This window comes from Streptomyces iranensis, from assembly GCF_017874715.1.
GTDB lineage: Bacteria > Actinomycetota > Actinomycetes > Streptomycetales > Streptomycetaceae > Streptomyces > Streptomyces iranensis.
Window position 1 is genome coordinate 339765 of the sequence record NZ_JAGGLR010000006.1, and the last position, 25640, is coordinate 365404.

Annotated in this window: 28 protein-coding genes and 1 tRNA gene; 8 read left to right on the forward strand and 21 right to left on the reverse strand. The window is 70.1% G+C overall.

All coding sequences use genetic code 11. The annotated features are described in order from the left end of the window. Positions 1 to 214: 214 nt before the first annotated feature. Positions 215 to 985 carry a class E sortase gene (locus J2Z30_RS13295; protein WP_044574622.1) on the reverse strand — a complete coding sequence of 257 codons (771 nt, stop codon included), beginning with the start codon at positions 983 to 985 and terminating at the stop codon, positions 215 to 217. Positions 986 to 1119: 134 nt separating this feature from the next. Next, on the reverse strand, positions 1120 to 2442 hold the full coding sequence (locus J2Z30_RS13300) for a DUF445 domain-containing protein (RefSeq protein WP_372453272.1): 1323 nt from the start codon (positions 2440 to 2442) through the stop codon (positions 1120 to 1122). Positions 2443 to 2719: 277 nt separating this feature from the next. Here J2Z30_RS13300 and J2Z30_RS13305 point away from each other — a divergent pair, with 277 nt between their 5' ends. Beyond that, the gene (locus J2Z30_RS13305) at positions 2720 to 4030 is read left to right on the forward strand and encodes an SGNH/GDSL hydrolase family protein (RefSeq protein WP_044574619.1); all 1311 of its coding nucleotides are present in this window, start codon (positions 2720 to 2722) and stop codon (positions 4028 to 4030) included. Positions 4031 to 4253: 223 nt separating this feature from the next. Here J2Z30_RS13305 and J2Z30_RS13310 read toward each other — a convergent pair whose 3' ends face one another. The 4 genes from J2Z30_RS13310 to J2Z30_RS13325 all read right to left on the reverse strand — a co-directional run bounded on the left by J2Z30_RS13310 (position 4254) and on the right by J2Z30_RS13325 (position 7728). Continuing rightward, a complete protein-coding gene (locus J2Z30_RS13310) occupies positions 4254 to 5018 on the reverse strand; it encodes a DUF1707 SHOCT-like domain-containing protein (RefSeq protein ID WP_063790966.1) in 765 nt (254 codons plus the stop codon). A gap of 85 nt (positions 5019 to 5103) precedes the next feature. Beyond that, the gene (locus tag J2Z30_RS13315; protein ID WP_209468659.1) at positions 5104 to 6111 is read right to left on the reverse strand and encodes an ABC transporter ATP-binding protein; all 1008 of its coding nucleotides are present in this window, start codon (positions 6109 to 6111) and stop codon (positions 5104 to 5106) included. Between the two features lie 5 nt (positions 6112 to 6116). After that, a complete protein-coding gene (locus tag J2Z30_RS13320; protein ID WP_308279927.1) occupies positions 6117 to 6881 on the reverse strand; it encodes an ABC transporter permease in 765 nt (254 codons plus the stop codon). A 46-nt stretch (positions 6882 to 6927) separates the two neighbouring features. Further along, entirely contained in the window at positions 6928 to 7728 is an 801-nt protein-coding gene (locus J2Z30_RS13325) for an ABC transporter permease (protein WP_044574615.1), read from the reverse strand. Between the two features lie 300 nt (positions 7729 to 8028). On the opposite strand from J2Z30_RS13325, the gene J2Z30_RS13330 reads away from it, so the two are divergent. Beyond that, on the forward strand, positions 8029 to 10386 hold the full coding sequence (locus J2Z30_RS13330; protein WP_044574614.1) for a transglycosylase domain-containing protein: 2358 nt from the start codon (positions 8029 to 8031) through the stop codon (positions 10384 to 10386). Positions 10387 to 10797: 411 nt separating this feature from the next. On the opposite strand, the gene J2Z30_RS13335 is transcribed toward J2Z30_RS13330, so the two are convergent. Both J2Z30_RS13335 and J2Z30_RS13340 read right to left on the reverse strand, forming a co-directional pair. Next, positions 10798 to 11100 (reverse strand): GroES family chaperonin, encoded by a 303-nt coding sequence (locus J2Z30_RS13335; protein WP_044581870.1) that lies wholly within the window; start codon positions 11098 to 11100, stop codon positions 10798 to 10800. Between the two features lie 103 nt (positions 11101 to 11203). Further along, positions 11204 to 11566 carry a DUF3618 domain-containing protein gene (locus tag J2Z30_RS13340; protein WP_044574613.1) on the reverse strand — a complete coding sequence of 121 codons (363 nt, stop codon included), beginning with the start codon at positions 11564 to 11566 and terminating at the stop codon, positions 11204 to 11206. Between the two features lie 142 nt (positions 11567 to 11708). Here J2Z30_RS13340 and bcp point away from each other — a divergent pair, with 142 nt between their 5' ends. From bcp to J2Z30_RS13360, 3 genes are all read left to right on the forward strand, one after another. Beyond that, on the forward strand, positions 11709 to 12176 hold the full coding sequence (bcp, locus tag J2Z30_RS13345; RefSeq protein ID WP_044574611.1) for a thioredoxin-dependent thiol peroxidase: 468 nt from the start codon (positions 11709 to 11711) through the stop codon (positions 12174 to 12176). A 717-nt stretch (positions 12177 to 12893) separates the two neighbouring features. Beyond that, entirely contained in the window at positions 12894 to 13481 is a 588-nt protein-coding gene (locus tag J2Z30_RS13355; protein ID WP_245387931.1) for an HNH endonuclease signature motif containing protein, read from the forward strand. A 30-nt stretch (positions 13482 to 13511) separates the two neighbouring features. Further along, a tRNA-Leu gene (locus tag J2Z30_RS13360) sits at positions 13512 to 13586 on the forward strand. 43 nt (positions 13587 to 13629) lie between these two features. Here J2Z30_RS13360 and rdgB read toward each other — a convergent pair. The 4 genes from rdgB to J2Z30_RS13380 all read right to left on the reverse strand — a co-directional run bounded on the left by rdgB (position 13630) and on the right by J2Z30_RS13380 (position 15814). After that, positions 13630 to 14265: an RdgB/HAM1 family non-canonical purine NTP pyrophosphatase gene (rdgB, locus tag J2Z30_RS13365; RefSeq protein ID WP_044574609.1), complete on the reverse strand. Its 636-nt coding sequence runs from the start codon at positions 14263 to 14265 to the stop codon at positions 13630 to 13632. A gap of 47 nt (positions 14266 to 14312) precedes the next feature. After that, the gene (locus J2Z30_RS13370; RefSeq protein WP_044574608.1) at positions 14313 to 14708 is read right to left on the reverse strand and encodes a hypothetical protein; all 396 of its coding nucleotides are present in this window, start codon (positions 14706 to 14708) and stop codon (positions 14313 to 14315) included. Between the two features lie 80 nt (positions 14709 to 14788). Further along, the gene (gene rph, locus J2Z30_RS13375) at positions 14789 to 15520 is read right to left on the reverse strand and encodes a ribonuclease PH (protein ID WP_044574607.1); all 732 of its coding nucleotides are present in this window, start codon (positions 15518 to 15520) and stop codon (positions 14789 to 14791) included. Between the two features lie 60 nt (positions 15521 to 15580). Then, entirely contained in the window at positions 15581 to 15814 is a 234-nt protein-coding gene (locus J2Z30_RS13380) for a PTS sugar transporter subunit IIB (RefSeq protein ID WP_044574606.1), read from the reverse strand. 197 nt (positions 15815 to 16011) lie between these two features. Between J2Z30_RS13380 and J2Z30_RS13385 the strand changes: the two genes are divergently transcribed. Further along, the gene (locus J2Z30_RS13385; RefSeq protein ID WP_044574605.1) at positions 16012 to 17262 is read left to right on the forward strand and encodes a PTS transporter subunit EIIC; all 1251 of its coding nucleotides are present in this window, start codon (positions 16012 to 16014) and stop codon (positions 17260 to 17262) included. 78 nt (positions 17263 to 17340) lie between these two features. On the opposite strand, the gene J2Z30_RS13390 is transcribed toward J2Z30_RS13385, so the two are convergent. The 8 genes from J2Z30_RS13390 to clpS form a co-directional block, all read right to left on the reverse strand. After that, positions 17341 to 18093 carry an MBL fold metallo-hydrolase gene (locus tag J2Z30_RS13390; RefSeq protein WP_044574604.1) on the reverse strand — a complete coding sequence of 251 codons (753 nt, stop codon included), beginning with the start codon at positions 18091 to 18093 and terminating at the stop codon, positions 17341 to 17343. A 187-nt stretch (positions 18094 to 18280) separates the two neighbouring features. Further along, the gene (locus J2Z30_RS13395) at positions 18281 to 19231 is read right to left on the reverse strand and encodes a PLP-dependent cysteine synthase family protein (RefSeq protein WP_044574602.1); all 951 of its coding nucleotides are present in this window, start codon (positions 19229 to 19231) and stop codon (positions 18281 to 18283) included. Then, complete coding sequence (locus J2Z30_RS13400) at positions 19231 to 19509, reverse strand: MoaD/ThiS family protein (RefSeq protein WP_044574600.1); 279 nt, start codon at positions 19507 to 19509, stop codon at positions 19231 to 19233. Before J2Z30_RS13400 ends, J2Z30_RS13395 begins: the two co-directional genes overlap by 1 nt. A gap of 105 nt (positions 19510 to 19614) precedes the next feature. Next, positions 19615 to 19731 carry a putative leader peptide gene (locus tag J2Z30_RS51675; RefSeq protein WP_345662506.1) on the reverse strand — a complete coding sequence of 39 codons (117 nt, stop codon included), beginning with the start codon at positions 19729 to 19731 and terminating at the stop codon, positions 19615 to 19617. A 91-nt stretch (positions 19732 to 19822) separates the two neighbouring features. Then, positions 19823 to 20248, reverse strand: a complete 426-nt coding sequence (locus tag J2Z30_RS13405; RefSeq protein WP_044574598.1) for a M67 family metallopeptidase — start codon at positions 20246 to 20248, stop codon at positions 19823 to 19825. Between the two features lie 80 nt (positions 20249 to 20328). Continuing rightward, complete coding sequence (locus tag J2Z30_RS13410; RefSeq protein WP_044574596.1) at positions 20329 to 21744, reverse strand: amino acid permease; 1416 nt, start codon at positions 21742 to 21744, stop codon at positions 20329 to 20331. Positions 21745 to 21955: 211 nt separating this feature from the next. Continuing rightward, positions 21956 to 22567: a DUF2017 domain-containing protein gene (locus J2Z30_RS13415; protein WP_044574593.1), complete on the reverse strand. Its 612-nt coding sequence runs from the start codon at positions 22565 to 22567 to the stop codon at positions 21956 to 21958. Further along, positions 22567 to 22878 (reverse strand): ATP-dependent Clp protease adapter ClpS, encoded by a 312-nt coding sequence (gene clpS, locus J2Z30_RS13420; protein ID WP_037962133.1) that lies wholly within the window; start codon positions 22876 to 22878, stop codon positions 22567 to 22569. The genes J2Z30_RS13415 and clpS overlap by 1 nt, the downstream gene beginning before the upstream one ends. A gap of 83 nt (positions 22879 to 22961) precedes the next feature. Here clpS and J2Z30_RS13425 point away from each other — a divergent pair, with 83 nt between their 5' ends. Beyond that, positions 22962 to 24296 (forward strand): nicotinate phosphoribosyltransferase, encoded by a 1335-nt coding sequence (locus J2Z30_RS13425; RefSeq protein WP_044574591.1) that lies wholly within the window; start codon positions 22962 to 22964, stop codon positions 24294 to 24296. Positions 24297 to 24371: 75 nt separating this feature from the next. Then, complete coding sequence (locus tag J2Z30_RS13430; protein ID WP_044574589.1) at positions 24372 to 24956, forward strand: nicotinamidase; 585 nt, start codon at positions 24372 to 24374, stop codon at positions 24954 to 24956. Between the two features lie 241 nt (positions 24957 to 25197). Here J2Z30_RS13430 and J2Z30_RS13435 read toward each other — a convergent pair whose 3' ends face one another. Beyond that, positions 25198 to 25512 carry a hypothetical protein gene (locus J2Z30_RS13435; RefSeq protein ID WP_044574587.1) on the reverse strand — a complete coding sequence of 105 codons (315 nt, stop codon included), beginning with the start codon at positions 25510 to 25512 and terminating at the stop codon, positions 25198 to 25200. Positions 25513 to 25640: the final 128 nt, after the last annotated feature.

Consider the following 25640-nt stretch of genomic DNA (forward strand, 5'->3'; position numbering starts at 1 on the left):
TCGATATTTTCCCCTCCCCGCCCCTTCCCGTCACCAGGGGCTCCGCCCCTGGACCCCGGGGGTCTGGGCGAAGGCCCGCCACGCGGCGGAGCCGCATATCGATACTGCGGGAAGGGGCGAAGCCCCGGTTTGGGGTCTGGGGCGGAGCCCCAGTTACGGGAAGGGGCGGGGAGGGGAACAGCCCGCCGCAGGCGTCACGACCGCCCGACATCCCCTAGTGACCCCCGCCGACATCCCGTGGCGCGGCGGTCTTCAGCCGGGCCCAGACCACCAGGCGGTAGCGGGAGGTGAATTCGGGGGTGCAGGTCGTCAGCGTGAGGTAGTAGCCCGGCTCGGTGTAGCGGTAGCGGGGGTGGGCGGAGCTGTAGGGCACTCGCGCGACCACCGTGCCGTCGGCGGGCGAGGTGCGCGGCAGGGTGCGCTCGATCACGTACGTATAGCGGGCGTCGGCGGTGTCGATGCGCACCGTGTCGCCGGGGCGCACCTCGTCCAGCTGCCGGAAGGGCTCGCCGTGGGTGTTGCGGTGGCCCGCGAGGGCGACGTTGCCCGCCTGGCCCGGCTGGGCGGTGCGCGGATAGTGGCCCACATAGCCCTTGTTGAGCACCGCCGCGCGGCTGATGCCCTCGGCGATGGGCACCGTAAGGCCGATACGCGGGATCCTGAGCACCGCGTACGCCTGGTCCCGGCGCGGCCCTTGGCTCCCGGCGCCGCTCCCGGCCGACCGGTCACGGTCGCCTTCGTCCCCCTGAGCGGAATCGGAGGATCCCGTCGCCCCCGGCTTCGGCGTCGCGGACTCCACCGCCCCGTCCTGCCACCGCCGCTCCAGCACCGACACCTCGTGCCGCGCGCCCGCCCTCGCCTGCCGGTTGGTCCACCACAGCTGGTGGACGACGAAGAGCAGCACCACGACCCCGAGGGTGACGGCGAGCTCACCGGCCGTCCACAGCCCCCGGGCGAGCACGGCACGCCCTCCACGACGTCGCACGCGGGCACCATAGGCCAGGCCGCGTACACCTTCCAGAGCCGCGGCGCGGCAATCAGCCCGGCGCCGCGGGCCAACCGCCCACCGCCCGCGCGCTGTCCGCCCGGCGCCGCGGGCCAACTCCCACCGCCCGCGCGCTATCCGCCCAGCGTCCGCGAGACCGTATAGATCACCAGCCCGGCCAGGGCACCCACCACCGTGCCGTTGATCCGGATGAACTGCAGATCACGGCCGATGTGCGCCTCGATCTTCCGCGAGGTGTGGTCCGCGTCCCAGCTCGCCACCGTCTCGGTGATCAGCGAGGTGATCTCGTCCCGATACGTCGTCACCACATAGACGGCGGCGTCCTCCAGCCAGCCGTCGATCTTGTCCCGCAGCCGTCGGTCCGTCACCATCCGGCTGCCCAGCGACAGAATCGCCGCCCGCGCCCGCTGCCGCAGCTCGCTGCGCTCGTCCTCCGCCGCCGCGACGATCATCGCTCGCACCGAGGCCCAGGCCGAGGCGATGAGGTCCTGGACGTCGCCGCGCCCCAGCACCTCGCTCTTCACCCGCTCCACCCGCAGCCGGGTGTCGGTGTCGGACTGCAGGTCCCCGGCGAAGTCGGTGAGGAAGCGGTCCAGGGCGCCGCGCGCCGGATGGTCGGGCATGTCGCGCATCTCGGTCACGAAGCGCAGCAGTTCCTTGTAGACGCGCTCGCCGACCTTGCGGTCCACGAACCTCGGCGTCCAGCCGGGGGCGCCACCGGTCACCGCCTGCATCACCGAGTCGTTGTGCTCCACCAGCCAGTCGTGGGCGCGCAGACACACCAGGTCCACGGCGCGGCGGTGGCCGCCGTCCGCGACCACCCGCTCCAGCAGCTTGCCCAGGCCCGGCGCGATCTCCTGGCTGTCGGCCCGGCGGGTGATCGCCTCGCCCACCACCGCCTGCACATCGGAGTCGCGCAGCACCGTGAGCGCGCCGCGCAGCGCGGTGGCCAGTTCGGCGGTCACCCGGTCGGCGTGCTCGGGCTCGGCCAGCCAGGTGCCGAGCCGACTGCCGATGTCGACCGCGCGCAGCCGCATCCGTACGACGTCGCCGGAGAGGAAGTTCTCCCCGACGAACTCCCCGAGGCTGGCCCCGAGCTGGTCCTTCTTGGTGGGGATGATCGCCGTATGGGGAATCGGCAGCCCCATGGGCCGCCGGAAGAGCGCGGTGACCGCGAACCAGTCGGCCAGGGCGCCCACCATGCCCGCCTCGGCGGCCGCGGCCACATAGCCGGGCCAGCCGTCGATGCCGGAGGACCGCGCCCAGGTGGCGAGCACGTACACCAGTGCGACGCCGAGGAGCAGTCCGGTGGCGAACGCCTTCATCCGGCGCACCCCGCGCCGCCGCTCCACGTCGAGGGGGCTGTCCGTGACGAAGGGCACGGCCGCGCCCCGAGACGGCGGGGCCGCCGTCTCACCCGTCGTTCTTCGCTCCATACGCTCCACCTGGTCGACCCGTCTCCCCATGCATTGTCTCTTTCCGGTCTCAGTCGCCCATGTGTGGAACGAACGGTGAGTTCCCGTCGTCTGTCCGGGGGAGCGACCCAGCACATTGGGGGCAGGCCGACGGGCGGAGCCGGGTCCCACCATGGGATCATGGGAGACCGACCGGACCGCATCGGCATTGCCGGATACCACCCGCCGTTCCCGTCCACTTCCGGAGCCTCGGGCTCCGTCTGCCCGAGGAGACAACCCGCCCATGAGCGTGCCCCCAATGCCCAGACGCACGGGGTATGCCGTGCTCGCTGCGCTGGCGGCTGTGGTGGTCCTCGTCTCCACCGCGATATTCATCGGGCTCGGTGGCGACAAGGACGGTTCGGACCCCCGTGCGCAGGGAGCCCGCGGCTCGGCCGCCCCGGCCTCGGCCGGTGCCTGGGTGGGCACCTGGTCGACCTCGGCCGCGGCCGCCGAGCCGAGGGCGCTGCGCGGCGGCCCCTCGGGCATGTCGATACGGAACGTGGTGCACACCAGCATCGGCGGCACCAGCACCCGGATCCAGCTCTCGAACTTCTACAGCAGCCGTCCGCTGACGATCACGCATGCCTCGGTGGCACTGGCCGCCGCGCCCAGCAACCCCACCGCGGCCGCCGGCACCATGCGCCGTCTCACCTTCAACAACCGCACCTGGGTGACGATCCCGCCCGGTAAGGCCGCCGCCAGCGACCCGGTGCGGCTCGCCGTCCCGGACGCGGCCGATCTGCTGGTCACCACCTACACCCCGCAGGCGTCCGGCTCCGTGACCTACCACCCGCACGCCCGCCAGACGTCGTACATGGCGCGTGGCGACCGTACGGAGGACACGGCGGGCTCCGCCTACACCCAGCAGAGCCCGTACTGGCGCTATCTGACCGGTGTGGACGTGTGGTCCAAGCAGGCCGAGGGCGCCGTCGCGGTGCTGGGCGACTCGATCACCGACGGAATCACCTCCACCGCCGGGGCCAACCACCGGTGGACGGACTTCCTCTCCGAGCGGCTGCGCAGCGAGCCCGGGGCGCCCCGCTTCGGCGTTCTCAACCAGGGCATCAGCGGCAACCGCGTACTGAGCGACGGCACGCAGTTCCCGCCCAACAACCCCAGCGGGCTGTCCCGCTTCGACCGCGACGTACTGTCCCGTACGGGCGTCAAGGCCGTGATCATCGAGCTGGGCGTCAACGACATACTCCGCATCCCCCACCAGACCGACCCCAACCGGATCGTGTGGGGTCTGAAGCGGCTGACCGAGCAGGCCCACGCCCGGGGCCTGCGGGTCATCGGAGCCACCCTGACGCCCTTCTACGGGCACCGCGGCTACACCCCCCGGCTGGACGCCGTGCGCGAACAGGTCAACACGCAGATCCGCGCCGGGCGGGTCTTCGACGAGGTCGTGGACTTCGACAAGGCGCTGCGCGACCCGATCAGCCCGCTGCGGCTGCGCCCGATGTTCGACTCGGGCGACCATCTGCACCCCAGCGACGACGGCTACCGCGCGATGGCGCGAGCGCTGAACCTGGACCACCTGCGGGGCCGCACGGCGGCCGAGCTCTAGAGGACGTCGGCCGGGTCGTTCCCCACCCGCCCCTTCCCGATACCAAGGGCTCCGCCCCTGGACCCCGGCGCCTGGGCCGGAGCCCCGCCTTCCAGCCCCTCCAGGGGGCACCTCCCAGCGGTAGCTGGGGGAGATTGAGGAGCGGGGTCTGGGGCGGAGCCCCAGTTGTGGGAAGGGGCGGGGTGAGGAACAGCCCGCCGCAGGTGCCAATCTCCGTCGTCGGCTAGTCCTCGCGGCGTTCCTTCTCCAGGGACAGCCGCCGCTCCTCACGCTCATCGCGCCGCGCGCTCCGCAGCTCCTCCCGGCGCTCGGCCTTCAGCCGACGGCGCTCCTCCTTCATGCGCCGGTGCTCCTCCTTGCGGAGCTTGCGCTCGACGCTGACCCCGCCGAAGAGCGCGAGGCCGGTCACGGTCACCCGAGGGCCGGTGGGATCCCCGTCGGCGGACCCGGTGTGGTCGAAACCACCCATGAGACCGATGCCACTGACATGCGTCTCCAGGTCCGGCGGGACGATGATCTGCACCCCGCCCATGAGCGCGAAGCAGCGGATCACCACATCGCGGCCCTCGAACCGGGCCTCGCGCAGATCGATCTCACCGCCGCCCATGACGGCGAAGGCGGTGAAGGCACGCGGGACGGTCCAGGTCCCCTTGCGCTGGAAGCCGCCCATGATCGCCACGGCCCACTTCGAGGTCGGGATGCCGCCGATCCGCTCGGCCCAGCCGGTGCGGTCGGCGGGGGACGGCGGGGCCGGAGCGGCGCTGCCGGGCACCGGGAGGTCCCGTACCAGCGGCTCCAGCTGGCCATGGGTGCGCGCCGCGTAGGCCGCGCCCAGCCGCTCATCGAACTCCTCCATGTCCAGGCGGCCTTCGGCGACCGCCTCGCGGAGAACCTCGGCGATCCGCTCACGCTCGGCGTCCGATGCCCGCATCCCGGCCGGGTCCGGGAGGTCGGGGCTCGCCCCCTGGGAAGAACCAGCGCTCGTCATACGGACAGACTAATGGCGGGCACCGGCCCTGGCCCCTCTCACACACCGTGCCCTCGTCGTTCTCGCACACCGCGCCCTCGCCCTCTCACGAGGTCCGCCCCGCCCGGTCCTCCGCCCCGTGCAGCATCCTCGCGATGACGTCCTCGATCTCGGGTTCGCGCACCGAGAGGTCCACCAGCGGCCAGCCGTCGGCGACCGCCGCGACGATCGGCGCCGCGCTGCTGTTCGCCGGGAAGGCCAGCCACTGCCGGGGCCCCTCGACCCGCACCGTCCGGGCGCCGGGGACCTCGATGGGCGGCAGCTCCCGCTCCAGGTCGACCACGAGGGTGCGTTCGCTCTCCCCCACCGCGTGCAGCCCGTCCAGCCCGCCGTCGTAGACCAGCCGCCCGTGGTCGATGACCATCACCCGCTTGCACAGCAGCTCGATATCGGTCAGATCGTGGGTGGTGAGCAGCACCGTCGTACCCTGCTCGGCGTTCACATCGCGCAGGAACTCCCGCACCTTCGCCTTGCTGACCACGTCGAGCCCGATGGTCGGCTCGTCGAGATAGAGCACCTCGGGGTCGTGCAGCAGGGCGGCCGCGATATCGCCGCGCATCCGCTGGCCGAGCGAGAGCTGACGCACCGGCACGTCCAACAGCGCACCGAGGTTGAGCAGTTCCACACAGCGGTCCAGGTTGTGCCGGTAGCGGTCGTCGGGGATCCGGTACATCCGCCGCACCAGCGCGTACGAGTCGCGCAGCGGCAGATCCCACCACAGCGTGGTGCGCTGCCCGAAGACCACCCCGATCCGGCGCGCGAGCCTCGTCCGTTCCCTGGCGGGGTCGATTCCGGCGACCCTGAGCCGTCCGCCGCTGGGCACCAGGATCCCGGTCAGCATCTTGATGGTGGTGGACTTCCCGGCGCCGTTCGGGCCGATGTAGCCCACCATCTCGCCGCGCGGCACCCGGAAGCTGATGCCGTCCACGGCGCGCACCTCGCGGCGCTCACGGCGCATCAGCCCGGCCTTGCGCCGCACCTGGAAGACCTTCTCGACGCCGTCGAGCTCGATCAGATCGTCCACGGCACTCCCCATGCCATTCCCCACGGCCATTCCCCTCAGCTCCCCGTGCTCTGATACGCGCGCAGCCCCGCCCGCCACGCCAGCCCCGCCACCGCACAGCAGCCGCCCGCGACCAGCGGCGCCGCGAAGCCGATCCAGGCCGGGAGCCCCAGCGGATCGGGCCGGCCCAGGATGTGCAGCGCCGGGAGCCAGTTGACGAAGGCCAGCGGGATGACGAAGGTGACGCCCCGCAGCAGTTCCTTGCCGAAGACCGTCGGCGGGTACTCCAGCAGCGTGGTCCCGCCGAAGGTGAAGGCGCTCTGCACCTCGGAGGCGTCCTTGGCCCAGAACTGGAAGGCGCCGCCGAGCACGAACAGCGCCCCGAAGATGGCGCCCCCGCTCAGCAGCATCACCGGCATCAGCAGCGCCCGGTCCACCGTCCAGTCGATGTCCAGCCGGGCCAGCGACCAGCCGAGCACCACCGCCGCCTGGGTGATCCGGCCCAGCCGGCGCAGCGCGAAGCGGTCGGCGGCCACCTGGGCGAGTATCGGCACCGGCCGCACCAGCAGGGTGTCCATCGTGCCGTCGCGCACCCGCCGGCCCAGCCGGCCCATGGTGCCCAGCACGAGATCGGCGAGGCCGAAGGCGACGCTGGTGGTGCCGTAGAGGAAGGCGACCTCGTCCAGGGTGAAGCCGCCCAGCTCCCCGATGTGAGTGAACATCAGCGCGATCGTGACGAAGTCAAGACCGGTCGCGAGGAAGTTCCCCAGCGTCATGATCAGGAACGAGGTGCGATACGCCATCGTGGAGCGCACCCACATCCCGACGATCAGGCCGTAGGCCCGCAGCCCGTTGGCCACGGCGGACTCAGCCACCCTGGACCACCACCTTCCGGGTCGCCGCCGACTGCAGCGCACGGCCGGCCGCCAGCAGCACCACCGCCCACCCCGCCTGGAAGGCGAACGCCTCCAGCAGCCCCGAGCCCCGGCGCTCCTCCAGGAAGACATCCGCGGGCACCTGGAGCATCGCCGCCCAGGGCAGCGCGCGGGCGATCTCGCCCAGCTGCCCGGGGAAGACGTTGAGCGGCAGGATCATCCCGGAGAAGAACAGGCACAGCAGCCCGCTCAGCATGGAAAGACCCGCCCCGTCGAGCAGCCAGAAGGAGGCGAGCGACACCAGATAGCGCACCGCGAAGCCGACGCACACCGCGAGCGCCACGGTCAGCAGGAACCACAGCCAGGTCAAGGGCGAGGCGGGCATGCGGAGTTCGAAGACCAGCGCCCCGATCGCCATCGGCACCACGCCGCGCCCCAGCAGCTGGAACAGCGCCCGGCCGAGCTCGGTGGCCAGCCACCAGGTCTGGAGGTCGACGGGGCGGTAGAGGTCCACGGCGATGTCACCGGAGCGGATGCGCTCCTGCAACTCCTCCTCGAAGCCGCCGCCCAGCAGCCCGATGGCCGCCAGCAGCGCCTGGCCGAGCCAGACGAAGGTCAGCGCCTGGGCGTGGTCGTAACCGCCGAGGTGCGGCCGCTCGTTCCACAGCGCGGTGTAGGTGTAGGCGAGGATGAAGCCGAAAACCGTGTTGGTGAAGACCCCGGCCACCGTGGCGACCCGATACGTCGCGTAGCGTTTGAAGCCGCTGACCGCGACGGCCGTGTACAGCCGCATCCGCTCCTGCCTCCCTCCCCGACCGCATCGCCCGACCGGCCCGACCGCACCGCCCCGAACGGCGCCAAAATCCGGAGCCTAGCGGGGTGACGGGAGAGGCGGCCAGGCATTATTCACCGGATGGTGTGAGCGGAATCATCCATTCGACCGGTCACAGACCAGTCACAGGTGCGCGCCTCGTCCTCGGCCCGGAACGGATGATGCGACAGTGTTTTATCGGGCGTACGACGCGAATCGCCCGACCGTGCACGATCCTGCCGCCGCGCAACCCTCGACGGCGGCCGAGGAGTCTCAGGAGACATGAGCGACGAGCCCCAGTTGATCGATGGTGGCAACGCGGCCGGACTGGGTGACCGGCCCGGCACCGACGATGGCAACCACGACACGCCGCACCGTGCGGACGGCCTCCCCGAGGGCAAACCGGCCAAGGGCAGAAAGGGGCGTCCCCAGCGCACCGGATGGCGCCGTCTGCTGCCCACCTGGCGCATGGTCCTCGGCGGCTTCCTGCTGATCGTCCTGCTGGTCGCGGGCGGGCTCGTCACCGGCTATCTGCTCGTCGACATCCCCCCGGCCAACAAGGCCGCCATCGCCCAGAGCAATGTCTTCCTCTACTCCGACGGCTCCCAGCTGGCCCGCGAGGGCGCGGTCAACCGGGAGAGCGTACAGCTCAGCCAGGTGCCCAAGCGGATCCAGCACGCGGTGCTGGCGGCCGAGGACCGGGACTTCTACTCGGAGTCGGCCATCGACCCCCAGGCGATGATCCGGGCCGCCTGGAACACCGCCACCGGCAAGGGCAAGCAGTCCGGCTCCACCATCACCCAGCAGTACGTGAAGAACTACTACCTGGACCAGGAGCAGACGGTCTCCCGCAAGGCCAAGGAGTTCTTCATCGCGATCAAGCTGGACCGCGAGGTGAGCAAGGACAAGATCCTCGAGGGCTATCTCAACACCAGCTACTTCGGGCGCAACGCCTACGGGATCCAGGCCGCCGCCCAGGCGTACTACGGCAAGGACATCGGCGAGCTCAACACCGCCCAGGGCGCGTATCTCGCCACCCTGCTGAACGCCCCCAGCTCCTACGACATCGTCGCCCATCCGCAGAACAAGGGCCGGGCCGTGGCCCGCTGGAACTACGTGCTCGACGGCATGGTGAAGAAGCACTGGCTGACCAGGGCCGAGCGGCAGAAGATGACCTTCCCCGGGCCCTCCGAGGCCAAGGCCCCCTCCGGCATGTCCGGCCAGCGCGGCTATCTCATCGAGGCCGTCGAGGACTACCTCACCAGCAACGGGATCATCGACGAGCAGACTCTGGCGCGCGGCGGCTACCGCATCACCACCACGATCGACAAGGACAAGCAGGACTCCTTCACGGAGGCCGTGCGCGACCGGCTGATGAGCAAGCTCAGCAAGGACCGCAAGGTCGACGCCTACGTCCGCGCGGGCGGCGCCTCGATCGACCCCAAGACCGGGAAGGTGGTCGCCCTCTACGGCGGGATCGACTACACCAAGCAGTTCGTCAACAACGCGACCCGCCGTGACTACCAGGTGGGGTCCACCTTCAAGCCATTCGTCTTCACCTCGGCGGTGCGCTATGGCGCCACCACCCAGGACGGCCAGACGATCACGCCGGACACCCTCTACAACGGCGACAACAAGCGCGAGGTCATCGGCTCCGACGGGCCCACCGGCTACGCCCCCGCCAACGAGGACGACGTGGACTACGGCGACATCGACGTCACCACGGCCACCGACAACTCGGTGAACTCGGTGTACGCGCAGATGGCCGAGGACGTCGGCCCCTCCAAGGTCAAGCAGACCGCCATCGACCTGGGCGTCCCCAAGAGCACCCCCGATCTGCACGCCTCCCCCTCGATCGCGCTCGGCCCGGCCACCGCGAGCGTGCTGGACATGACCGAGGCGTACGCGACCCTCGCCAACCACGGTGAGCACGGCCGGTACAGCCTGGTCGATGAGGTCACCAAGGACGGTGCGCGGATCAAGCTCCCGGCGCGGGAGAGCCGTCAGGCCATCCCGCGCGGCGCCGCCGACACCACCACCTCGATACTGCAGAGCGTGGTCGACGGCGGCACCGGCACCGCCGCCCAGGCCGCCGAGCGCCCGGCGGCGGGCAAGACCGGCACCGCGGAGGAGGACAAGGCCGCCTGGTTCGCGGGCTACACCCCGGATCTGGCGACCGTGGTCGCGGTGATGGGCCAGGACTCCAATACGGGCGTGCAGAAGCCGCTGTACGGGGCGACGGGCCTGGAGCGGATCAACGGCGGCGGCTACCCCGCCGAGATCTGGGCGCAGTACACATCGGGGGCACTGGACGGCAAGGAACCGGCCGAGTTCGATCTGCGGCTGGAGGACGGCGCGGGCGCCCCCGACGGCTCCGAGACCCAGCAGCCTCCGGGCTCCCCGCCGCCGGTGGTCACCACTCCCCCGACCGGCGCGCCGCCGGACACCTCGGTCCCCACGGCACCGACCTACACCCCGCCGACCCTGCCGACGGACGAGCCGACGATCCCCACCCCGCCGACGGACTTCCCCACCGGCGGCCCGACGACCGAGCCCGGTCCGGGCGGCCCCGGCGGTCCCGGCGACCCGGGTGGGCCAGGTGATCCCGGTGGCGACCCAGGAGGCCCGGTGGGCGGCTGAGGGGCGCCCCGAAGGGGCGCGGGGCTGTGTCGATGTGCGGCTCCGCCGCGTGGGCGCGAACGGCCGACCGCGGTCGCCGCAGACGACCGACGGCAGGTCGGGCACGTCCAGCGAAGCGCTGGAGTTGCGACGACTCTTTCCCCTCCCCGCCCCTTCCCGCGGCATCGATATGCGGCTCCGCCGCGTGGCAGGGGCTCCGCCCCTGGACCCCGGGGTCTGGGGCGGAGCCACGGCCCGGACTCTGGGGCGCAGCCACTGCCCCGGGGTCTGGGGCGCAGCCACGGCCCGGGGTCTGGGGCGGAGCCCCAGTTGTGGGAAGGGGCGGGGAGGGGAACAGCCCGCCGCAGGCGCCAAGACCCGGCGGGCACCCCTGGGCGGCCCTACAGGCAGTAGGCAGTCCTACAGGCAGTCCTACAGGTAAAGGCCCGTGGAGTCGTCCGCGCCCTCCAGCCGCTCCGCGGCCACCGCGTGCAGATCGCGCTCCCGCATCAGTACGTAGGCGACCCCGCGGACCTCGACCTCGGCCCGATCCTCCGGGTCGTAGAGCACCCGGTCACCGGGCTCCACGGTCCGTACGTTCTGCCCGACCGCGACCACCTCGGCCCAGGCCAGCCGCCGGCCGACCGCCGCAGTGGCGGGGATGACGATTCCGCCGGACGACCGGCGTTCGCCCTCCGGAATGTCGGTGCGGACCAGCACGCGGTCGTGCAGCATCCGGATGGGCAGCTTGTCATGGGTCGTGTTCGCACTCACGCCATGACCGTACCTGGCCGGAGGGCGGGATGACGCCCCAGGGCCGGAGCCCGCCGCCCTTCCGTCACCGGCGCCGCTTGGCGCACCACGAGGAGCGGGACGCCTTGGCGGACCGGGAGGACCTGGCCGAGAGCGCGAGCAGGCCGACCAGCCCGGTCACGAGGAGCGCGGCCGGCACGATCCGCTCCATGCGGGGCCCGCCCTCCTCCGACACCAGCTGGCCGCGCACGCCCGTCACCACTCGGTTGACGGACACATAGGCCCGCCCGGCGGTCCGGTCCACGGCCGACGCCGCCTTCGCCTTCGCGTCCCCGATGATCGTCTTCGGGTGCACCCGCACCCCGATCTCGTCGAGCGTCACGGCGAGCTCCTGCCGCCTGCGGGCGATGTCCGCCTCGATCTGCGCAGGGGTCCTGGCATCCGACACCGCGCTGCCTCCGTCGTCAGTCTCGATGATTCGTAGTGGACAGTCTGTCAGCTCGCTCTCCTCACCGCCCCACGGCACCCCCGGACGGGAAGCTGGCTAATGTCGGGTGTGTACCCCCCGATGCCACGAGGAGCACCAGACCATGAGCGAGCGACTGCAGCCCGGCGACACCGCCCCCGCCTTCACCCTCCCCGACGCGGACGGCAAGCAGGTTTCGCTCGCCGACCACACCGGCCGCAAAGTGATCGTCTACTTCTACCCCGCGGCCCTCACCCCGGGCTGCACCAAGCAGGCGTGCGACTTCACCGACAACCTCGAGTTCCTCTCCGGCCACGGCTACGACGTCATCGGCATCTCCCCCGACAAGCCGGAGAAGCTGGCCAAGTTCCGCGCCCAGGAGGACCTGAAGGTCACCCTGCTCGCCGACCCCTCCAAGGAGACCCTGGAGGCGTACGGCGCCTTCGGCGAGAAGAAGCTCTACGGCAAGACGGTGACGGGCGTGATCCGGTCCACCGTCATCGTGGACGAGCAGGGCAAGGTCGAGCGCGCCCTGTACAACGTGAAGGCCACCGGCCACGTCGCCAAGATCATCAAAGACCTGGGGCTGTGACCCCGACGCTTCCCCGAGGGTCCCGCACCAGATCGGTGCGGGACCTCTCTCATGCGTGGGTGACCCTCCGGCGCCTTGTGCGTTACTCAGTGCGATCGCACGACATGTGATCGCATGGGAGGGGAGGGCAATGCCCGCGAGATACACCTATGAGCTGCTCGTCGAAACCGCTAGCAGCGCGAAGACCATCGACGAAGCCATACGCCGCTGCGGCGGCGAGCCCACCGCCGGCAGCAGGAGTTACCTCCGGCGCAAGCTGGCCGAAGCGGGCATCGACGCCCCTCACCTGCGCACGGAGCGGGTGCGGCACACCGAAACGAGGCTCAGGGAGGTCGTCGCCCGCTCCAGCAGCGTGGCCGAGGTGGTTCGGCGCCTGGGGATCAGCCCCGTGGGCGGCAATCAGGCGCATATCGGAAGGCGCCTGGCCGCCTTCGGGATCGACACCTCACACTTTTCACCTCAGGTCCCTCGGCAGCCCAAGAGGCCGACCCGCGACCGCCTGATTCTGGGGTCGCCTTCGGGCGGGAGAATTCCCGGCGAGCGGCTGCGCAGAGAGCTCATTGGCCGTGGCCTTCCGGAGAGATGCGCGATGTGTGGCACCGGCCCGAAGTGGAACGGCAAGCCACTGCGCCACGAAATCGACCACATCAACGGGGACTGGTGGGACAACCGCATGGGAAATCTGCGGGTCACAGTGTCCGGGAGATGCTCGCGTTCATGGACATCCCTCCCTACGACAGCGCCTACAGCCACCTCAGAAAGAAGCTGGAACAGTTCGGCATCGACACCGCGCATTTTACCGGCAAACGGGGCACAGCCCCGGAGAGGCTGCTCCCCCGATCCGCGTTGGCGCGGGCCATCTCGGACTCGTACAGCGTGGCGGGGGTGCTGCGCCTTCTGGAAATACCCGTGGGCGGCGCAGGACGTTCGCTGGTACGGAGGAGTGTCGCCGCGTATGGGATCTCCACCGCTCACTTCACCGGCCGAGGGCACCGACGCGGTCATGCCTCTCCCCAGCGCAAGTCCGCGTCGACGGTCCTTCAGCGGCTTGATCCCGGTAGTACCCGCACGAGGACCGCACTGCTGAGGCGTGCCCTCGATGAGATTGGTGTGCCCCAGGTCTGCGACGAGTGCGGCACAGGCGACAGCTGGCAGGGCAGACGACTCGTTCTGGAGATCGACCACATCAATGGGGACCGGTTGGACAACAACATCGGAAATCTACGGTATCTCTGCCCGTCCTGTCATAGCCAGACAAAGAACTTCTCCGGCCGAGGACGGCTGAGCACCACCACTTGGCGTTAGGGAATCGACACACAGTACAGTTGCGCTCGCGGGCCCGTACCCCAGCTGGCCAGAGGGCGCCGGTTTAGGTCCGGTGTGTCGTGGGTTCGAGTCCCACCGGGCCCATCGCGGAAGGCGCGGCACCACGCGGGTGCCGCGCCTTCGTTGTTCACCCCAGGAGTTCGCGGACGACCGGGGCGATGGCGCGGAACGCCTTGCCGCGGTGGCTGATGGCGTTCTTCTCGTCGGGGGTCAGTTCGGCGCAGGTGCGGGTCTCGCCGTGGGGCTGGAGGATCGGGTCGTAGCCGAACCCCCCGCCGCCCACGGGCTCGTGGCGGAGGGTGCCGGTGAGCCGTCCGGAGACCACGCGCTCGGTGCCGTCGGGGAGGGCGAGGGCGGCGGCGCATTCGAAGTGGGCGCCGCGGTGTTCGTCGGGGACGTCGGCGAGCTGGGCCAGCAGCAGATCGAGGTTGGCGCGGTCGTCGCCGTGCCGGCCCGACCAGCGGGCCGAGAAGATGCCGGGGGCGCCGCCGATGACGTCCACGCAGAGCCCGGAGTCGTCGGCGATGGCGGGGTGGCCGGTGGCCCCGGCCAGGGCGTGGGCCTTGAGGAGGGCGTTCTCCGCGAAGGTCACGCCGGTCTCCTTGACGTCCGGGACCTCCGGATAGGCGTCGGCGCCGACGAGTTCGACGTCGAGGCCGGTCTCGCCCAGGATCGAGCGCAGCTCGGTGATCTTGTAGGCGTTGCGGGTGGCGAGGATGAGACGGCGGGGGTGCGGAGGGTGTCCCTCAGTGCGTTGCTGCATAGCTCTCGATTATCGAGGGTGCGTGATTCGTGCCGATCAGGGGGAGGTCAGGGCGAGCAGACGCTGGTCAGCTCGCCCGCCGCGTCCTTGACCGGGGTCAGATCCGGGTCCTTGCCGCTGTCGACGGACTTCTGGACGTTGTCCACGGCCTTCTGGAGGTCGTCGATGGCCTTGCCGACGTCCGCGTTGTCGGTGCGGTCGCCCACCTTGTCGATGTCCGCATCGAGGGCGTCCAGGATCTTGTCGGCCTGCTGCGGGTCGACGGCGGCGTCGGTCAGGGCGTCCTGGAGGTTGTCCACGTCGTTGGATATCTCGACCGCGAGCTGGGCGCAGTCCAGGGCCTTCTCCACCGCGCTGCAGCCCACGGTGACCGGCACGGCGAGCGCGACGGCGGCGAGGGCGGTGATGACAGTGGTACGGCGGTGACGGTGGCGCGGCGCCATGGAATGGGTCCTTCCCCAAGAAAAGGTGCTGGTACCTGACTAAACGCCAGGCGCCGTGCGACGGTTGCCTGGTGCCGCCGTCAGTTCTCCTCGGCCAGTGCCGCGCGCTGGATTCCGGACAGGGCGTCACAGCCCGCCACGGCGAGGTCCAGCAGCCCGTTCAGCTCCTCGCGGGCGAAGGGCTCGCCCTCGGCGGTGCCCTGCACCTCGACGAAGCGTCCGTCACCGGTACAGACCACGTTCATGTCGGTCTCCGCGCGCACGTCCTCCTCGTAGCAGAGGTCGAGCAGGGGGACGCCGCCGACGATGCCGACGCTGACCGCGGAGACGGTGCCGGTCAGCGGCTGCCGGGTGGCCTTGATCAGCTTCTTCCCCCGGGCCCAGCCGACGGCGTCGGCCAGGGCCACATAGGCGCCGGTGATGGCGGCGGTGCGGGTGCCGCCGTCGGCCTGGAGGACATCGCAGTCCAGGACGATGGTGTTCTCGCCGAGCGCCTTGTAGTCGATGACGGCGCGCAGCGAGCGGCCGATGAGCCGGGAGATCTCATGCGTACGGCCGCCGATCTTGCCGCGGACGGACTCGCGGTCGCCCCGGGTGTTGGTGGAGCGCGGCAGCATCGCGTACTCCGCGGTGACCCAGCCCTCGCCGCTGCCCTTGCGCCAGCGCGGCACGCCTTCGGTGACGCTCGCGGTACACAGGACCCGCGTATCGCCGAAGGAGACGAGGACCGAGCCCTCGGCATGCTTGCTCCAACCGCGCTCGATGGTCACGGGGCGGAGCTGGTCGGGGGTGCGGCCGTCGATACGAGACATGGGATGAGCCTATCGGCATCGCGAAGGGCTCCGGTCCGCGTCCGCGGCGGGCTCAGCGGCTCACATCAGGTCTTCGATCTCGGCGGCGACGGGGTCCGCGTCGGTGCCGATGACCACCTGGATCGCGCTGCCCATCTTCACCACGCCATGGGCGCCCGCGGCCTTCAGCAGCGCCTCGTCGACCAGGGAGACGTCCTTGACCTCGGTACGGAGTCGGGTGATGCAGCCCTCGACCTCGATGATGTTGTCGATGCCGCCGAGCCCCTCGACGATCTTCTCAGCCTTGCTGGCCATGTTCGCTCCCTGTCGTCCGTTCGCCATGCGGCAAGTGGTCTACACCATTATGCGGGCGAAGACGTTACACGTCACTTGGAACGATAGATTCCTTCATCGGATCCCTCCGTGCTACAACAGGTCTACACCACATGTGGTTTAGACCATAAAGCGGGCCGTCCCTTCCCCCGAGAGCCCGCCTCACCAGGAGGAATCCGATGAGTACGGCCACCGCCAAGGCGGCGCCCGCCCAGAAGCGGGGTGCCGGCCTGTTCCAGGGACTCCAGAAGGTCGGCCGCAGCCTTCAGCTGCCGATCGCGGTCCTGCCCGCCGCCGGAATCATGGTCCGGCTCGGACAGCCCGATGTGTTCGGCGCCGACGGACTGGGCTGGGACAAGGTCGCCGCCGTGTTCAACAACGCCGGTGGCGCGCTCACCGGCGCCCTTCCGCTGCTGTTCTGCGTCGGCGTGGCCATCGGGTTCGCCAAGAAGTCGGACGGCTCCACCGCGCTGGCCGCCGTGGTCGGGTTCCTGGTCTACAGCAAGGTGCTGGAGGCGTTCCCGGTCGCCGACGCGGTGATCCAGAAGGGCGAGGACATACCGGCCAAGTTCAACGACCCCGGGGTGCTCGGCGGCATCATCATGGGGCTGCTCACCGCGGTGCTGTGGCAGCGGTACCACCGCACCCGGCTGGTGGACTGGCTCGGCTTCTTCAATGGCCGCCGGCTGGTGCCGATCATCATGGCCTTCACCGGTATCGTGGTGGGCGTCTTCTTCGGCCTGGTCTGGGAGCCCATCGGCGACGGCATCAGCAACTTCGGTGAGTGGATGACCGGGCTCGGCTCCGCGGGATCGGCCCTCTTCGGTGCCGTCAACCGCGCCCTGATCCCGATCGGCATGCACCAGTTCGTGAACACTGTGGCCTGGTTCCAGCTCGGCGACTTCACCAACGCGGCCGGTGAGACCGTGCACGGCGACCTCAGCCGCTTCCTGGCCGGCGACGCGAGCGCGGGCATGTTCATGTCCGGCTTCTTCCCGATCATGATGTTCGGTCTGCCGGCCGCCGCCCTGGCCATGGCGCACACCGCCCGCCCCGAGCGCCGCAAGGCCGTGCTCGGCATGATGATCTCGCTGGCGCTGACCTCGTTCGTCACGGGCGTGACCGAGCCGATCGAGTTCTCGTTCATGTTCATCGCCCCGCTGCTCTATGTGATCCACGCGGTGCTGACCGCGCTCTCGATGGCGATCACCTGGGCCCTGGGCGTACACGCGGGCTTCAACTTCTCCGCGGGGTTCATCGACTACGTGCTGAACTGGAGCCATGCCACCAAACCACTGCTGATCATCCCGGTGGGGCTGGTCTTCGCGGTGGTCTACTACGTGGTCTTCCGCTTCGCGATCACCAAGTTCGATCTGCCCACCCCGGGCCGTGAGCCCGAGGAAGAGGTCGAGGACCTCACCAAGGCGTAGACCTTCGACCCGCGCCCCGCGCGAGGGCCCCGGAACCGGTTCGGTTCCGGGGCCCTCGCGCGTACGGGGACCGTGCGCCTACACCTCGTAGACCGCGCCCGCCTTGGCCAGCTCCACCGGGCCGCCGAAGACCGCCTGGGCGTCGCGCTGGTTGATCTGTGGGTCCGTCCACGGCGGCACATGGGTGAGCACCAGGGCCCCGACCCCCGCCCGCAGCGCGTGCTCGCCCGCCTCGCGGCCGTTGAGGTGCAGCCCCGGGATGTCCTCCTTGCCGTGCGTGAAGGCCGCCTCGCACAGGAAGAGGTCGCCGCCCCGGGCCAGGTCCACCAGGGCCTCACAGGGGCCCGTGTCGCCCGAGTAGACCAGCGAGCGGCCGCCGTACTCGATCCGGAAGCCGTACGCCTCCACCGGATGGCACACGCGCTCGGCGCGGATGGTGAAGGGGCCGATCTCGAAGCTGCCGGGCGTGAGCGTGCGGAAGTCGAAGACCTCGCGCATCGACTTCTCGTCGGGCACGTCGTCGTACGCCTGGACCAGCCGCCGCTCGGTGTCCTCGGGGCCGTAGACGGGGATCGTCTCGGCGCGGCCACCGTCGTGCCGGTAGTAGCGCGCGACGAAGTATCCGCACATGTCGATGAAGTGATCGGGGTGGAGATGGGACAGCAGCACGGCGTCGAGGTCGTAAAGACCGCAGTGGCGCTGCAGCTCGCCAAGGGCGCCATTGCCCATGTCGAGGAGCAGCCGGAAGCCGTCGGCCTCGAGGAGGTAGCTCGAGCAGGCCGATTCCGCGGACGGGAACGACCCTGAGCATCCGACGACGGTGAGCTTCATGAAGCAGGAACCTCCTTGAGGGGTCCCCATGCCGAGGGCCATGGGCAGGTGCGGGGGGTCATGCGGTGCCCACGAGCGTAAGGCGCAAAAGCCCAGGCAGCTCCTCCACTGGGCCGCGTTGTGGGCGGAATCACCAGGACGGAGCCGGGTGGCGCCCGGCCATGCCCCCCGTCGGCCGATTCGGCCCCTACGCCCAGAGCTGGCCGTGCAGCGTCTCGATCGCCTCCTCGGTGGTGGCCGCCGTGTAGACACCGGTGGAGAGGTACTTCCAGCCGCCGTCGGCGACGATGAAGACCACATCGGCGCTCTGCCCGGCCGTGACCGCCTTACGGGCGACACCGAGGGCGGCGTGCAGCGCGGCCCCGGTCGAGACGCCCGCGAAGATGCCCTCCTGGGCGAGGAGTTCCCGGGTACGGGACACCGCGTCCTCGGAGCCGACGGAGAAGCGGGTGGTCAGGACGGACTCGTCGTACAGCTCGGGGACGAAGCCCTCGTCGAGGTTGCGGAGTCCGTAGACGACGTCGTCGTAGCGCGGTTCGGCGGCGACGATCTGGACGCCCGGCTTGTTCTCGCGCAGGAAGCGGCCGACGCCCATCAGGGTGCCGGTCGTGCCCAGACCGGCGACGAAGTGGGTGATGGAGGGCAGGTCGGCCAGGATCTCGGGGCCGGTGGTGGCGTAGTGGGCGCCGGCGTTGTCCGGGTTTCCGTACTGGTACAGCATCACCCAGTCCGGGTGCTGCTCGGCCAGCTCCTTGGCCACCCGGACGGCGGTGTTGGAGCCGCCGGCGGCGGGCGAGGAGATGATCTCCGCGCCCCACATGGCGAGCAGCTGGCGCCGCTCCTCGCTGGTGTTCTCCGGCATCACGCAGACGATGCGGTAGCCCTTGAGCTTGGCCGCCATCGCCAGGGAGATGCCGGTGTTGCCGGAGGTGGGCTCGAGGATGGTGCAGCCGGGGGTCAACCGGCCGTCCTTCTCGGCCTGTTCGATCATATGGAGCGCGGGGCGGTCCTTGACCGAGCCGGTGGGGTTGCGGTCCTCCAGCTTGGCCCAGATCCGTACGTCGGACGAGGGCGAGAGCCGCGGCAGCCCGACGAGCGGCGTATTGCCGACCGCGGCCAGGGGGCTGTCGTACCGCATCAGAGCCTTCCGCCGGCGACAGCCGGGAGGATCGTCACATTGTCGCCGTCCGAGACCTTGGTGGAGATGCCGTCGAGGAAGCGGACGTCCTCGTCGTTCAGATAGACGTTGACGAAGCGGCGCAGCTCGCCGCCGTCGACCAGGCGCTCCTGGATCCCGGAGTGCCGGCTCTCCAGGTCGGCGAAGAGCTCGGCGAGCGTGGCCCCGCTGCCCTCGACCGCCTTCTGGCCGTCGGTGTAGGTGCGGAGGATGGTCGGGATGCGGACCTCGATGGCCATGTCTGGGCTCCTGTCGGAGGGCGGGGTGGACTCCCGGACCGGGAGCGGCCGGGAAGGCGTCGTCGAAGGGCGTCGGGCGTCTCGTCGGGCGTCTCGGGCGCGCGCTCAGGCGGCCACGGCGCGGCGCGGACACATCGCGCTGGCGAGCCGGCACAGGTCGACGTGGAGCCGCGCCACGAGCAGCATGCCCGGCGTCTTCTCGCTCACGTCATCGGAAACCATGGACTCATCGTATCGATTCCCGAACCGGACTCCGGTAGGTGATCCCGCGATACGGACGGGTAGTGACCGCGATACGAGACAGCATGGCGATTCAGCCGCCCGGGACGATCTCCACCTCTTCCTCGGTGACCTCGCCGTCCACGATCCGGAAGGACCGGAACTGGATGGGGCCCTCCTCATTGCCGCATTCGGCCGTGGAGACCAGAACGTAGTGGGCCCCGGGCTCATTGGCGTAGGAGATGTCGGTACGGGAGGGGTACGCCTCGGTGGCGGTGTGCGAGTGGTAGATGACCACCGGCTCCTCGTCCCGGTCGTCCATCTCGCGGTAGAGCTTGAGCAGGTCACCCGAGTCGAACTCGTAGAAGGTGGGGGAACGGGCCGCGTTCAGCATCGGGATGAACCGCTCGGGGCGGCCGCTTCCGGCCGGGCCCGCGATCACACCGCATGCCTCGTCGGGGTGGTCGGCGCGGGCATGCGCGACGATCTTGTCGTGGAGCGCCTGGGTGATGGTCAGCATGAGCACACAATAGGAGGCGGGCTCCGGACAGAGGTCCGGAGCCCGCCTGCTGAGATGCTGCGCCCGAAAGGCGATACGGCTTACTTACGCGCGTACTCCGGCTCCACCGCGTCACTCTGGTCGAGCGGCTGAGCCCCGCCGCGGGCCTTGAGGACGTACCAGCCGATCACCAGACAGACGGCCCACCCGGCGCCGACGTACAGGGAGACCCGGCCGTCCTTGTCGTAGGCGACCAGGCAGGTCACGAACAGCAGGAAGACCACCGCCACCCAGCTGAAGACCGAGCCGCCGGGAGCCGGGAAGGAGGAGGCGGGCAGCCGGCCGGCGCGGAACGCGCGGCGGTACCGGATGTGGGCGAACAGGATCATCAGCCAGGTCCAGATGCCACAGGCCGTGGACACCGAGGTGACGTAGGTGAACGCCTTCTCGGGGACGACGTAGTTGAGGACCACGCCGATAGCCATGAAGAGGACGGAGAAGGTGATGCCGAGGGCCGGGGACTTGCGGACGTTGAGCCGGGCGAAGATCCTCGGCCCCTCACCGCTGGTCGCCAGGTCGCGCAGCATCCGGCCGGTGGAGTACATACCGGAGTTACAGGAGGACAGGGCCGCGGTCAGGACGACGAAGTTGACGATACCGGCGGCGAGGGGGATGCCGATCTTGGAGAAGCCGTGCACGAAGGGGCTCTCACCGGCCGAGAACTCGGTCCACTTGACGACGGCGAGCAGCACCACCAGGGCGCCGACGTAGAAGATGATGATGCGCCACGGCAGCGTATTGATCGCCTTGGGCAGGGTCTTCTCCGGGTCCTCGGACTCGCTCGCGGTGACGCCGACGAGCTCGACGGCGATGTAGGCGAACATCACGCCCTGGAGGGTCATCAGGCTGTCGCCGATGCCGTTGGGGAAGAACCCGCCATGGGACCAGAGGTTCGAGGCGGCGGCGGTGTCACCGGCGTCGGAGAAACCGAGGGTGAGCACACCGAGGCCGATCACGATCATGCCGATGATCGCGGTGACCTTGACCATCGAGAACCAGAACTCGACCTCACCGAAGACCTTGACCGAGATCAGGTTGACCCCGAAGAGCACCACCAGGAAGACCAGGGCGCTGACCCACTGCGGGATCGAGGGGAACCAGAAGTTGATGTAGATGGCGGCGGCCGTGAGCTCGGCCATGCCGGTCACCACCCACAGGAGCCAGTAGGTCCAGCCGGTCACATAGCCGAAGAACGGGCCCAGGAACTCCCGGATGTATTCCGCGAAGGAGCCCGTGGACCGCCGGTAGAGGAGCAGCTCACCGAGCGCTCTCATGATGAAGAAGACGATCACGCCCGCAAGGGCGTACATCAGGATGATGCTCGGGCCCGCCTTGGCGATGTTCGCCCCGGCACCCATGAACAGGCCGACGCCGATGGCGCCGCCGATAGCGATCATCTGGACCTGGCGACTGCCAAGGCCGCGCTCATAGCCCTCTTCAGGAGCCGCTGAGGTCATATTGCTGCGCCTTTCTCCCTGTGGCGGCTGGCTGCGATCGTGAAGATTTATCACGTCGGCAACACTGACCGGCTGAGCCACGTGTGGCGCACACCACAGGGAGAAGCGGACAAAAGTTGTGGTGCTCAACAAAGTTGACGATCGCAGTGATGCGATCGTTATCCGGAGTTGAGCATCCTCTAAACGAACACTCAGTGATTGCCGGAGGGAATCATTCCGGCATGAGCGTCTCGATCAGGGTCTCCTGGAGCCCGCCGAGCCAGAAGTACGCCATCACCATCGGCTTGCGCGGATCGGAGTCCGGCAGCCCCAGCAGCTCACCGCCGTCGTCCTCGTCGGTGACCTCCAGCCGGGTCCCGATGGCCAGCCGCAGGTCGTTGAGCGCGCACAGCCAGTGCCGGGCCCGCTCCGGCGCCAGCTCCAGCACCGCCGGGGCCCCGCGCGAGGAGCCGGAGCCCAGCGCGTCCAGGTCGCGCACCACCGTCAGGGCGTCGTCCCGCTTGCGCGCCCGCAGGTCGTTCTCGGTGAAGCGGCGGAACTCCGCGGACGCCTCCCGCGCCTCCTTCTCCTCCCGCGCCCCGAGCTCCTGGTCAGGCGGGGAGTAGGCGTCCGGGAAGAGCCGGGCGAGCGCCGGATCCTCCGGCGGCTTGCTGGGGCCGTCCGCGAAGAGCGCGGCCAGCGGGTCGTCGCCCCCGGCGGGCTGGTCGCCCGGACCGATCAGCTCGGCGAGCTGCATGGCCAGGCTGCGCAGGATGGAGATCTCCACCTCGTCCAGGGCGATGGCGGCGCCGCCGCCAGGCAGAGGCTCGAAACGTCCCGACATCAGCGCTCCTGCTGGAGGGTCGCCCACAGGCCGTAGCCGTGCATCGCCTGCACGTCGCGCTCCATCTCCTCGCGGGTGCCGCTCGAGACGATCGCGCGGCCTTTGTGGTGGACGTCGAGCATCAAACGGTTGGCCTTGTCCTTGGAGTAGCCGAAGTAGCTCTGAAAGACGTAGGTCACATAGCTCATGAGATTGACGGGGTCGTTGTGGACCACCGTCACCCAGGGAACGTCGGGTTCCGGCACCGACGACGGTGCTTCACGGGATTCAGGACGTTCGATCTCCACGGGCGCGACACTCACACGTCCCATGCTGCCACCCGGCACAGGCCGCCGCCTAAACCGGCACCCAGATCTCGTCACTCTGACGAGTACGGGAGGTAGCATCGTCAACCATGGACACTGCGGACTTGGGACTGCCGGTGGACGTGCCGTCGACCGCACTCTTCACCGACCGGTACGAACTCACCATGCTTCAGGCCGCGCTGCGGGCGGGCACCGCCGACCGCCGCTCGGTCTTCGAGGTCTTCACCAGGCGCCTCCCCGAGGGCCGGCGCTACGGCGTCGTGGCGGGCACCGGGCGGGTGCTGGACGCCGTCGAGAACTTCCGCTTCGACGCCGGCGTGCTGGACTTCCTCGCCCAGCAGCGGATCGTGGACGAGCCCACGCTCGGCTGGCTCGCCGACTACCGCTTCCGCGGCGACATCTGGGGCTACCCCGAGGGCGAGGTCTACTTCCCCGGCTCGCCGATCATCCGGGTGGAGGGCACCTTCGCCGAGGCGGTGCTGCTGGAGACGGTCATCCTCTCCATCCTCAACCACGACTCCGCGGTGGCCGCCGCCGCGTCCCGGATGTCCACCGCCGCCGGCGACCGGCCGCTCATCGAGATGGGCGCCCGCCGCACCCATGAGCTGGCCGCCGTGGCCGCCGCCCGCGCCGCCTACGTCGGCGGCTTCACCACCACCTCCGACCTCGCGGCCGGATTCCGCTACAACATCCCCACCGTGGGCACCAGCGCCCACGCCTTCACCCTGCTGCACGACAGCGAACGGGACGCCTTCACGGCGCAGGTCCAGGCCCATGGCAGCGACACCACCCTGCTCGTGGACACCTATGACGTCGCCGAGGCGGTGCGCACCGCCGTGGAGGTGGCCGGCAAGGACCTGGGCGCCGTAAGGATCGACTCCGGCGATCTGCTGCTGCTCGCCCACCGGGTGCGCCAGCAGCTGGACGAGCTGGACGCCAAGAACACCAAGATCGTGGTGACCAGCGACCTCGACGAGTACGCGATCGCCTCGCTGGCCGCGGCCCCCGTGGACGCGTACGGGGTCGGCACCCAGCTGGTCACCGGCAGCGGCCACCCCACCAGCTCGATGGTCTACAAGCTGGTGGCGCGGGCGGTTTCGGACGACGCGGACGCGCCGCTGCTGCCGGTGGCCAAGAAGTCCATGGGCGCCAAGACCTCGGTGGGCGGCCGCAAATGGGCCGCGCGGCGGGTGGACGAGCACGGTGTGGCCGAGGCCGAGGTGATCGGCACCGGTGAGGTCCCCGATGAGCTGGCGGACCATCAACTGCTGGTGGAGCTGGTGCGCGGGGGCGAGATCGTGGCCCGCGAGCCGCTGGACGCGGCGCGGGACCGGCACATCGCGGCACGGGCCGGGCTGCCGCTGTCGGCGACCCAGCTCTCGCGCGGGGAGCCGGTCCTGCCCACCGAGTACGCGCGGGCCTGAGGCGGGCGGGTCATGAGCGGGAACACGGGGCACGCCCACTGCCGCAATCGGCGCGGAGTGTCTACCCTCGGTGACATGCACCGGGCACTGATCGTCGTCGACGTCCAGAACGACTTCTGCGAGGGCGGAAGCCTCGCGGTGACGGGGGGCGCGGACGTCGCCGCCGCGATCACCGATCTGATCGGGGAGGCCACGCCCGGTTACCGGCATGTCGTCGCCACCCGTGATCACCACATCGATCCGGGCGATCACTTCTCGGACAACCCGGACTACGAGCACACCTGGCCGGTGCACTGTGTCGCGGGCACCGAGGGCGTCGGCTTCCACCCGAACTTCGCGCCCGCCGTCGCCTCCGGCGCGATCGACGCGGTCTTCGACAAGGGCGCGTACACGGGGGCGTACAGCGGCTTCGAGGGCACCGACGAGCACGGGACCCCGCTCGCCCAGTGGCTGCGCGAGCGGGAGGTGACCGAGGTGGACGTGGTGGGCATCGCCACCGACCACTGCGTGCGGGCCACGGCGCTGGACGCGCGCCGCGAGGGGTTCGCGGCGCATGTCCTGCTGGACCTGACCGCGGGCGTCTCCCCGGGCACGACCGAGCGCGCCCTGGAGGAGCTGCGGGCGGCCGGGGTCGAGCTCAGCGGCAAGCCGGTCGTCTGACGGCGCCGGAGGCGCTCACAGCGGCCCCCAGCGCCCTTCCCGACGGCTCCCCCGCCCTCCCGGGCCCCGGTGCTACGCGGCGCATCCGGCGGATCTTCCCCCTCCCCACCCCTGGACCCCGGACGGGCTGAAATCAGCCCCTCCGGCGTTTGAGGAGCGGGGTCTGGGGCGGAGCCCCAGTTTCGGGAAGGGGCGGGTAGGGGAACAGCCCGCCGCAGGCGACACAAGCCGCCGGGCACCCCTACGAGGCCGGAGCCGGTGGTCTGAGGAGGGCGGCCATGGGATGCCAGAGCTCCCCTCCGCGGTCCGGCGCGGCGCGCCAGACCACCCCGTCGGGATGGTGGAGCACCGCCGTCACCTCGTCGGGCGTCGGCGGCGCGGCGTTGCCGCGCAGATAGACAGCGCGAAGCCCGAGATTGCGGAGCCTGGTCAGGGCTCGCTGGCGGTTCGCGGCGTGTACCAGTACGCGGACGCCGCCCTCGCCCAGCGGGCGCGGCAGCGTCAGTGCGACCACCACACTGCCGCCCGGCAGCTTGGTGAATCCTCCGTCGGCCATTGCGGGTCATGTCCCCCGTGAGACGTCGTGTCAACAAGAAGGTCTAAGGGGCATCTAAACGCGAACGGCCGCCGCCCGCTAGGGGGCGACGGCCGCTACCGCTCTGACCTGCGAAAATGCAGACTGGT

Excerpts from the sequence above, each read along its gene's own strand:
- J2Z30_RS13385 (WP_044574605.1), top strand. The coding sequence starts at position 16,012 with ATGAGTACGGCCACCGCCAAGGCGGCGCCCGCCCAGAAGCGGGGTGCC.
- J2Z30_RS13405 (WP_044574598.1), bottom strand. The coding sequence starts at position 20,248 with ATGCTGACCATCACCCAGGCGCTCCACGACAAGATCGTCGCGCATGCC.
- J2Z30_RS13400 (WP_044574600.1), bottom strand. The coding sequence starts at position 19,509 with ATGGCCATCGAGGTCCGCATCCCGACCATCCTCCGCACCTACACCGAC.
- J2Z30_RS13390 (WP_044574604.1), bottom strand. The coding sequence starts at position 18,093 with ATGAAGCTCACCGTCGTCGGATGCTCAGGGTCGTTCCCGTCCGCGGAA.
- J2Z30_RS13355 (WP_245387931.1), top strand. The coding sequence starts at position 12,894 with ATGGACATCCCTCCCTACGACAGCGCCTACAGCCACCTCAGAAAGAAG.
- bcp (WP_044574611.1), top strand. The coding sequence starts at position 11,709 with ATGAGCGAGCGACTGCAGCCCGGCGACACCGCCCCCGCCTTCACCCTC.
- J2Z30_RS13310 (WP_063790966.1), bottom strand. The coding sequence starts at position 5,018 with ATGACGAGCGCTGGTTCTTCCCAGGGGGCGAGCCCCGACCTCCCGGAC.
- clpS (WP_037962133.1), bottom strand. The coding sequence starts at position 22,878 with ATGGGACGTGTGAGTGTCGCGCCCGTGGAGATCGAACGTCCTGAATCC.
- J2Z30_RS13425 (WP_044574591.1), top strand. The coding sequence starts at position 22,962 with ATGGACACTGCGGACTTGGGACTGCCGGTGGACGTGCCGTCGACCGCA.
- J2Z30_RS13335 (WP_044581870.1), bottom strand. The coding sequence starts at position 11,100 with ATGCTGCACGACCGCGTGCTGGTCCGCACCGACATTCCGGAGGGCGAA.
- J2Z30_RS51675 (WP_345662506.1), bottom strand. The coding sequence starts at position 19,731 with ATGGTTTCCGATGACGTGAGCGAGAAGACGCCGGGCATGCTGCTCGTG.
- J2Z30_RS13300 (WP_372453272.1), bottom strand. The coding sequence starts at position 2,442 with ATGGAGCGAAGAACGACGGGTGAGACGGCGGCCCCGCCGTCTCGGGGC.
- J2Z30_RS13380 (WP_044574606.1), bottom strand. The coding sequence starts at position 15,814 with ATGGCCAGCAAGGCTGAGAAGATCGTCGAGGGGCTCGGCGGCATCGAC.
- J2Z30_RS13330 (WP_044574614.1), top strand. The coding sequence starts at position 8,029 with ATGAGCGACGAGCCCCAGTTGATCGATGGTGGCAACGCGGCCGGACTG.
- J2Z30_RS13430 (WP_044574589.1), top strand. The coding sequence starts at position 24,372 with ATGCACCGGGCACTGATCGTCGTCGACGTCCAGAACGACTTCTGCGAG.
- rph (WP_044574607.1), bottom strand. The coding sequence starts at position 15,520 with ATGTCTCGTATCGACGGCCGCACCCCCGACCAGCTCCGCCCCGTGACC.
- rdgB (WP_044574609.1), bottom strand. The coding sequence starts at position 14,265 with ATGCAGCAACGCACTGAGGGACACCCTCCGCACCCCCGCCGTCTCATC.
- J2Z30_RS13315 (WP_209468659.1), bottom strand. The coding sequence starts at position 6,111 with ATGGCCGTGGGGAATGGCATGGGGAGTGCCGTGGACGATCTGATCGAG.
- J2Z30_RS13320 (WP_308279927.1), bottom strand. The coding sequence starts at position 6,881 with ATGTGGGTGCGCTCCACGATGGCGTATCGCACCTCGTTCCTGATCATG.
- J2Z30_RS13370 (WP_044574608.1), bottom strand. The coding sequence starts at position 14,708 with ATGGCGCCGCGCCACCGTCACCGCCGTACCACTGTCATCACCGCCCTC.
- J2Z30_RS13410 (WP_044574596.1), bottom strand. The coding sequence starts at position 21,744 with ATGACCTCAGCGGCTCCTGAAGAGGGCTATGAGCGCGGCCTTGGCAGT.
- J2Z30_RS13415 (WP_044574593.1), bottom strand. The coding sequence starts at position 22,567 with ATGTCGGGACGTTTCGAGCCTCTGCCTGGCGGCGGCGCCGCCATCGCC.
- J2Z30_RS13435 (WP_044574587.1), bottom strand. The coding sequence starts at position 25,512 with ATGGCCGACGGAGGATTCACCAAGCTGCCGGGCGGCAGTGTGGTGGTC.
- J2Z30_RS13395 (WP_044574602.1), bottom strand. The coding sequence starts at position 19,231 with ATGCGGTACGACAGCCCCCTGGCCGCGGTCGGCAATACGCCGCTCGTC.
- J2Z30_RS13305 (WP_044574619.1), top strand. The coding sequence starts at position 2,720 with ATGCCCAGACGCACGGGGTATGCCGTGCTCGCTGCGCTGGCGGCTGTG.
- J2Z30_RS13325 (WP_044574615.1), bottom strand. The coding sequence starts at position 7,728 with ATGCGGCTGTACACGGCCGTCGCGGTCAGCGGCTTCAAACGCTACGCG.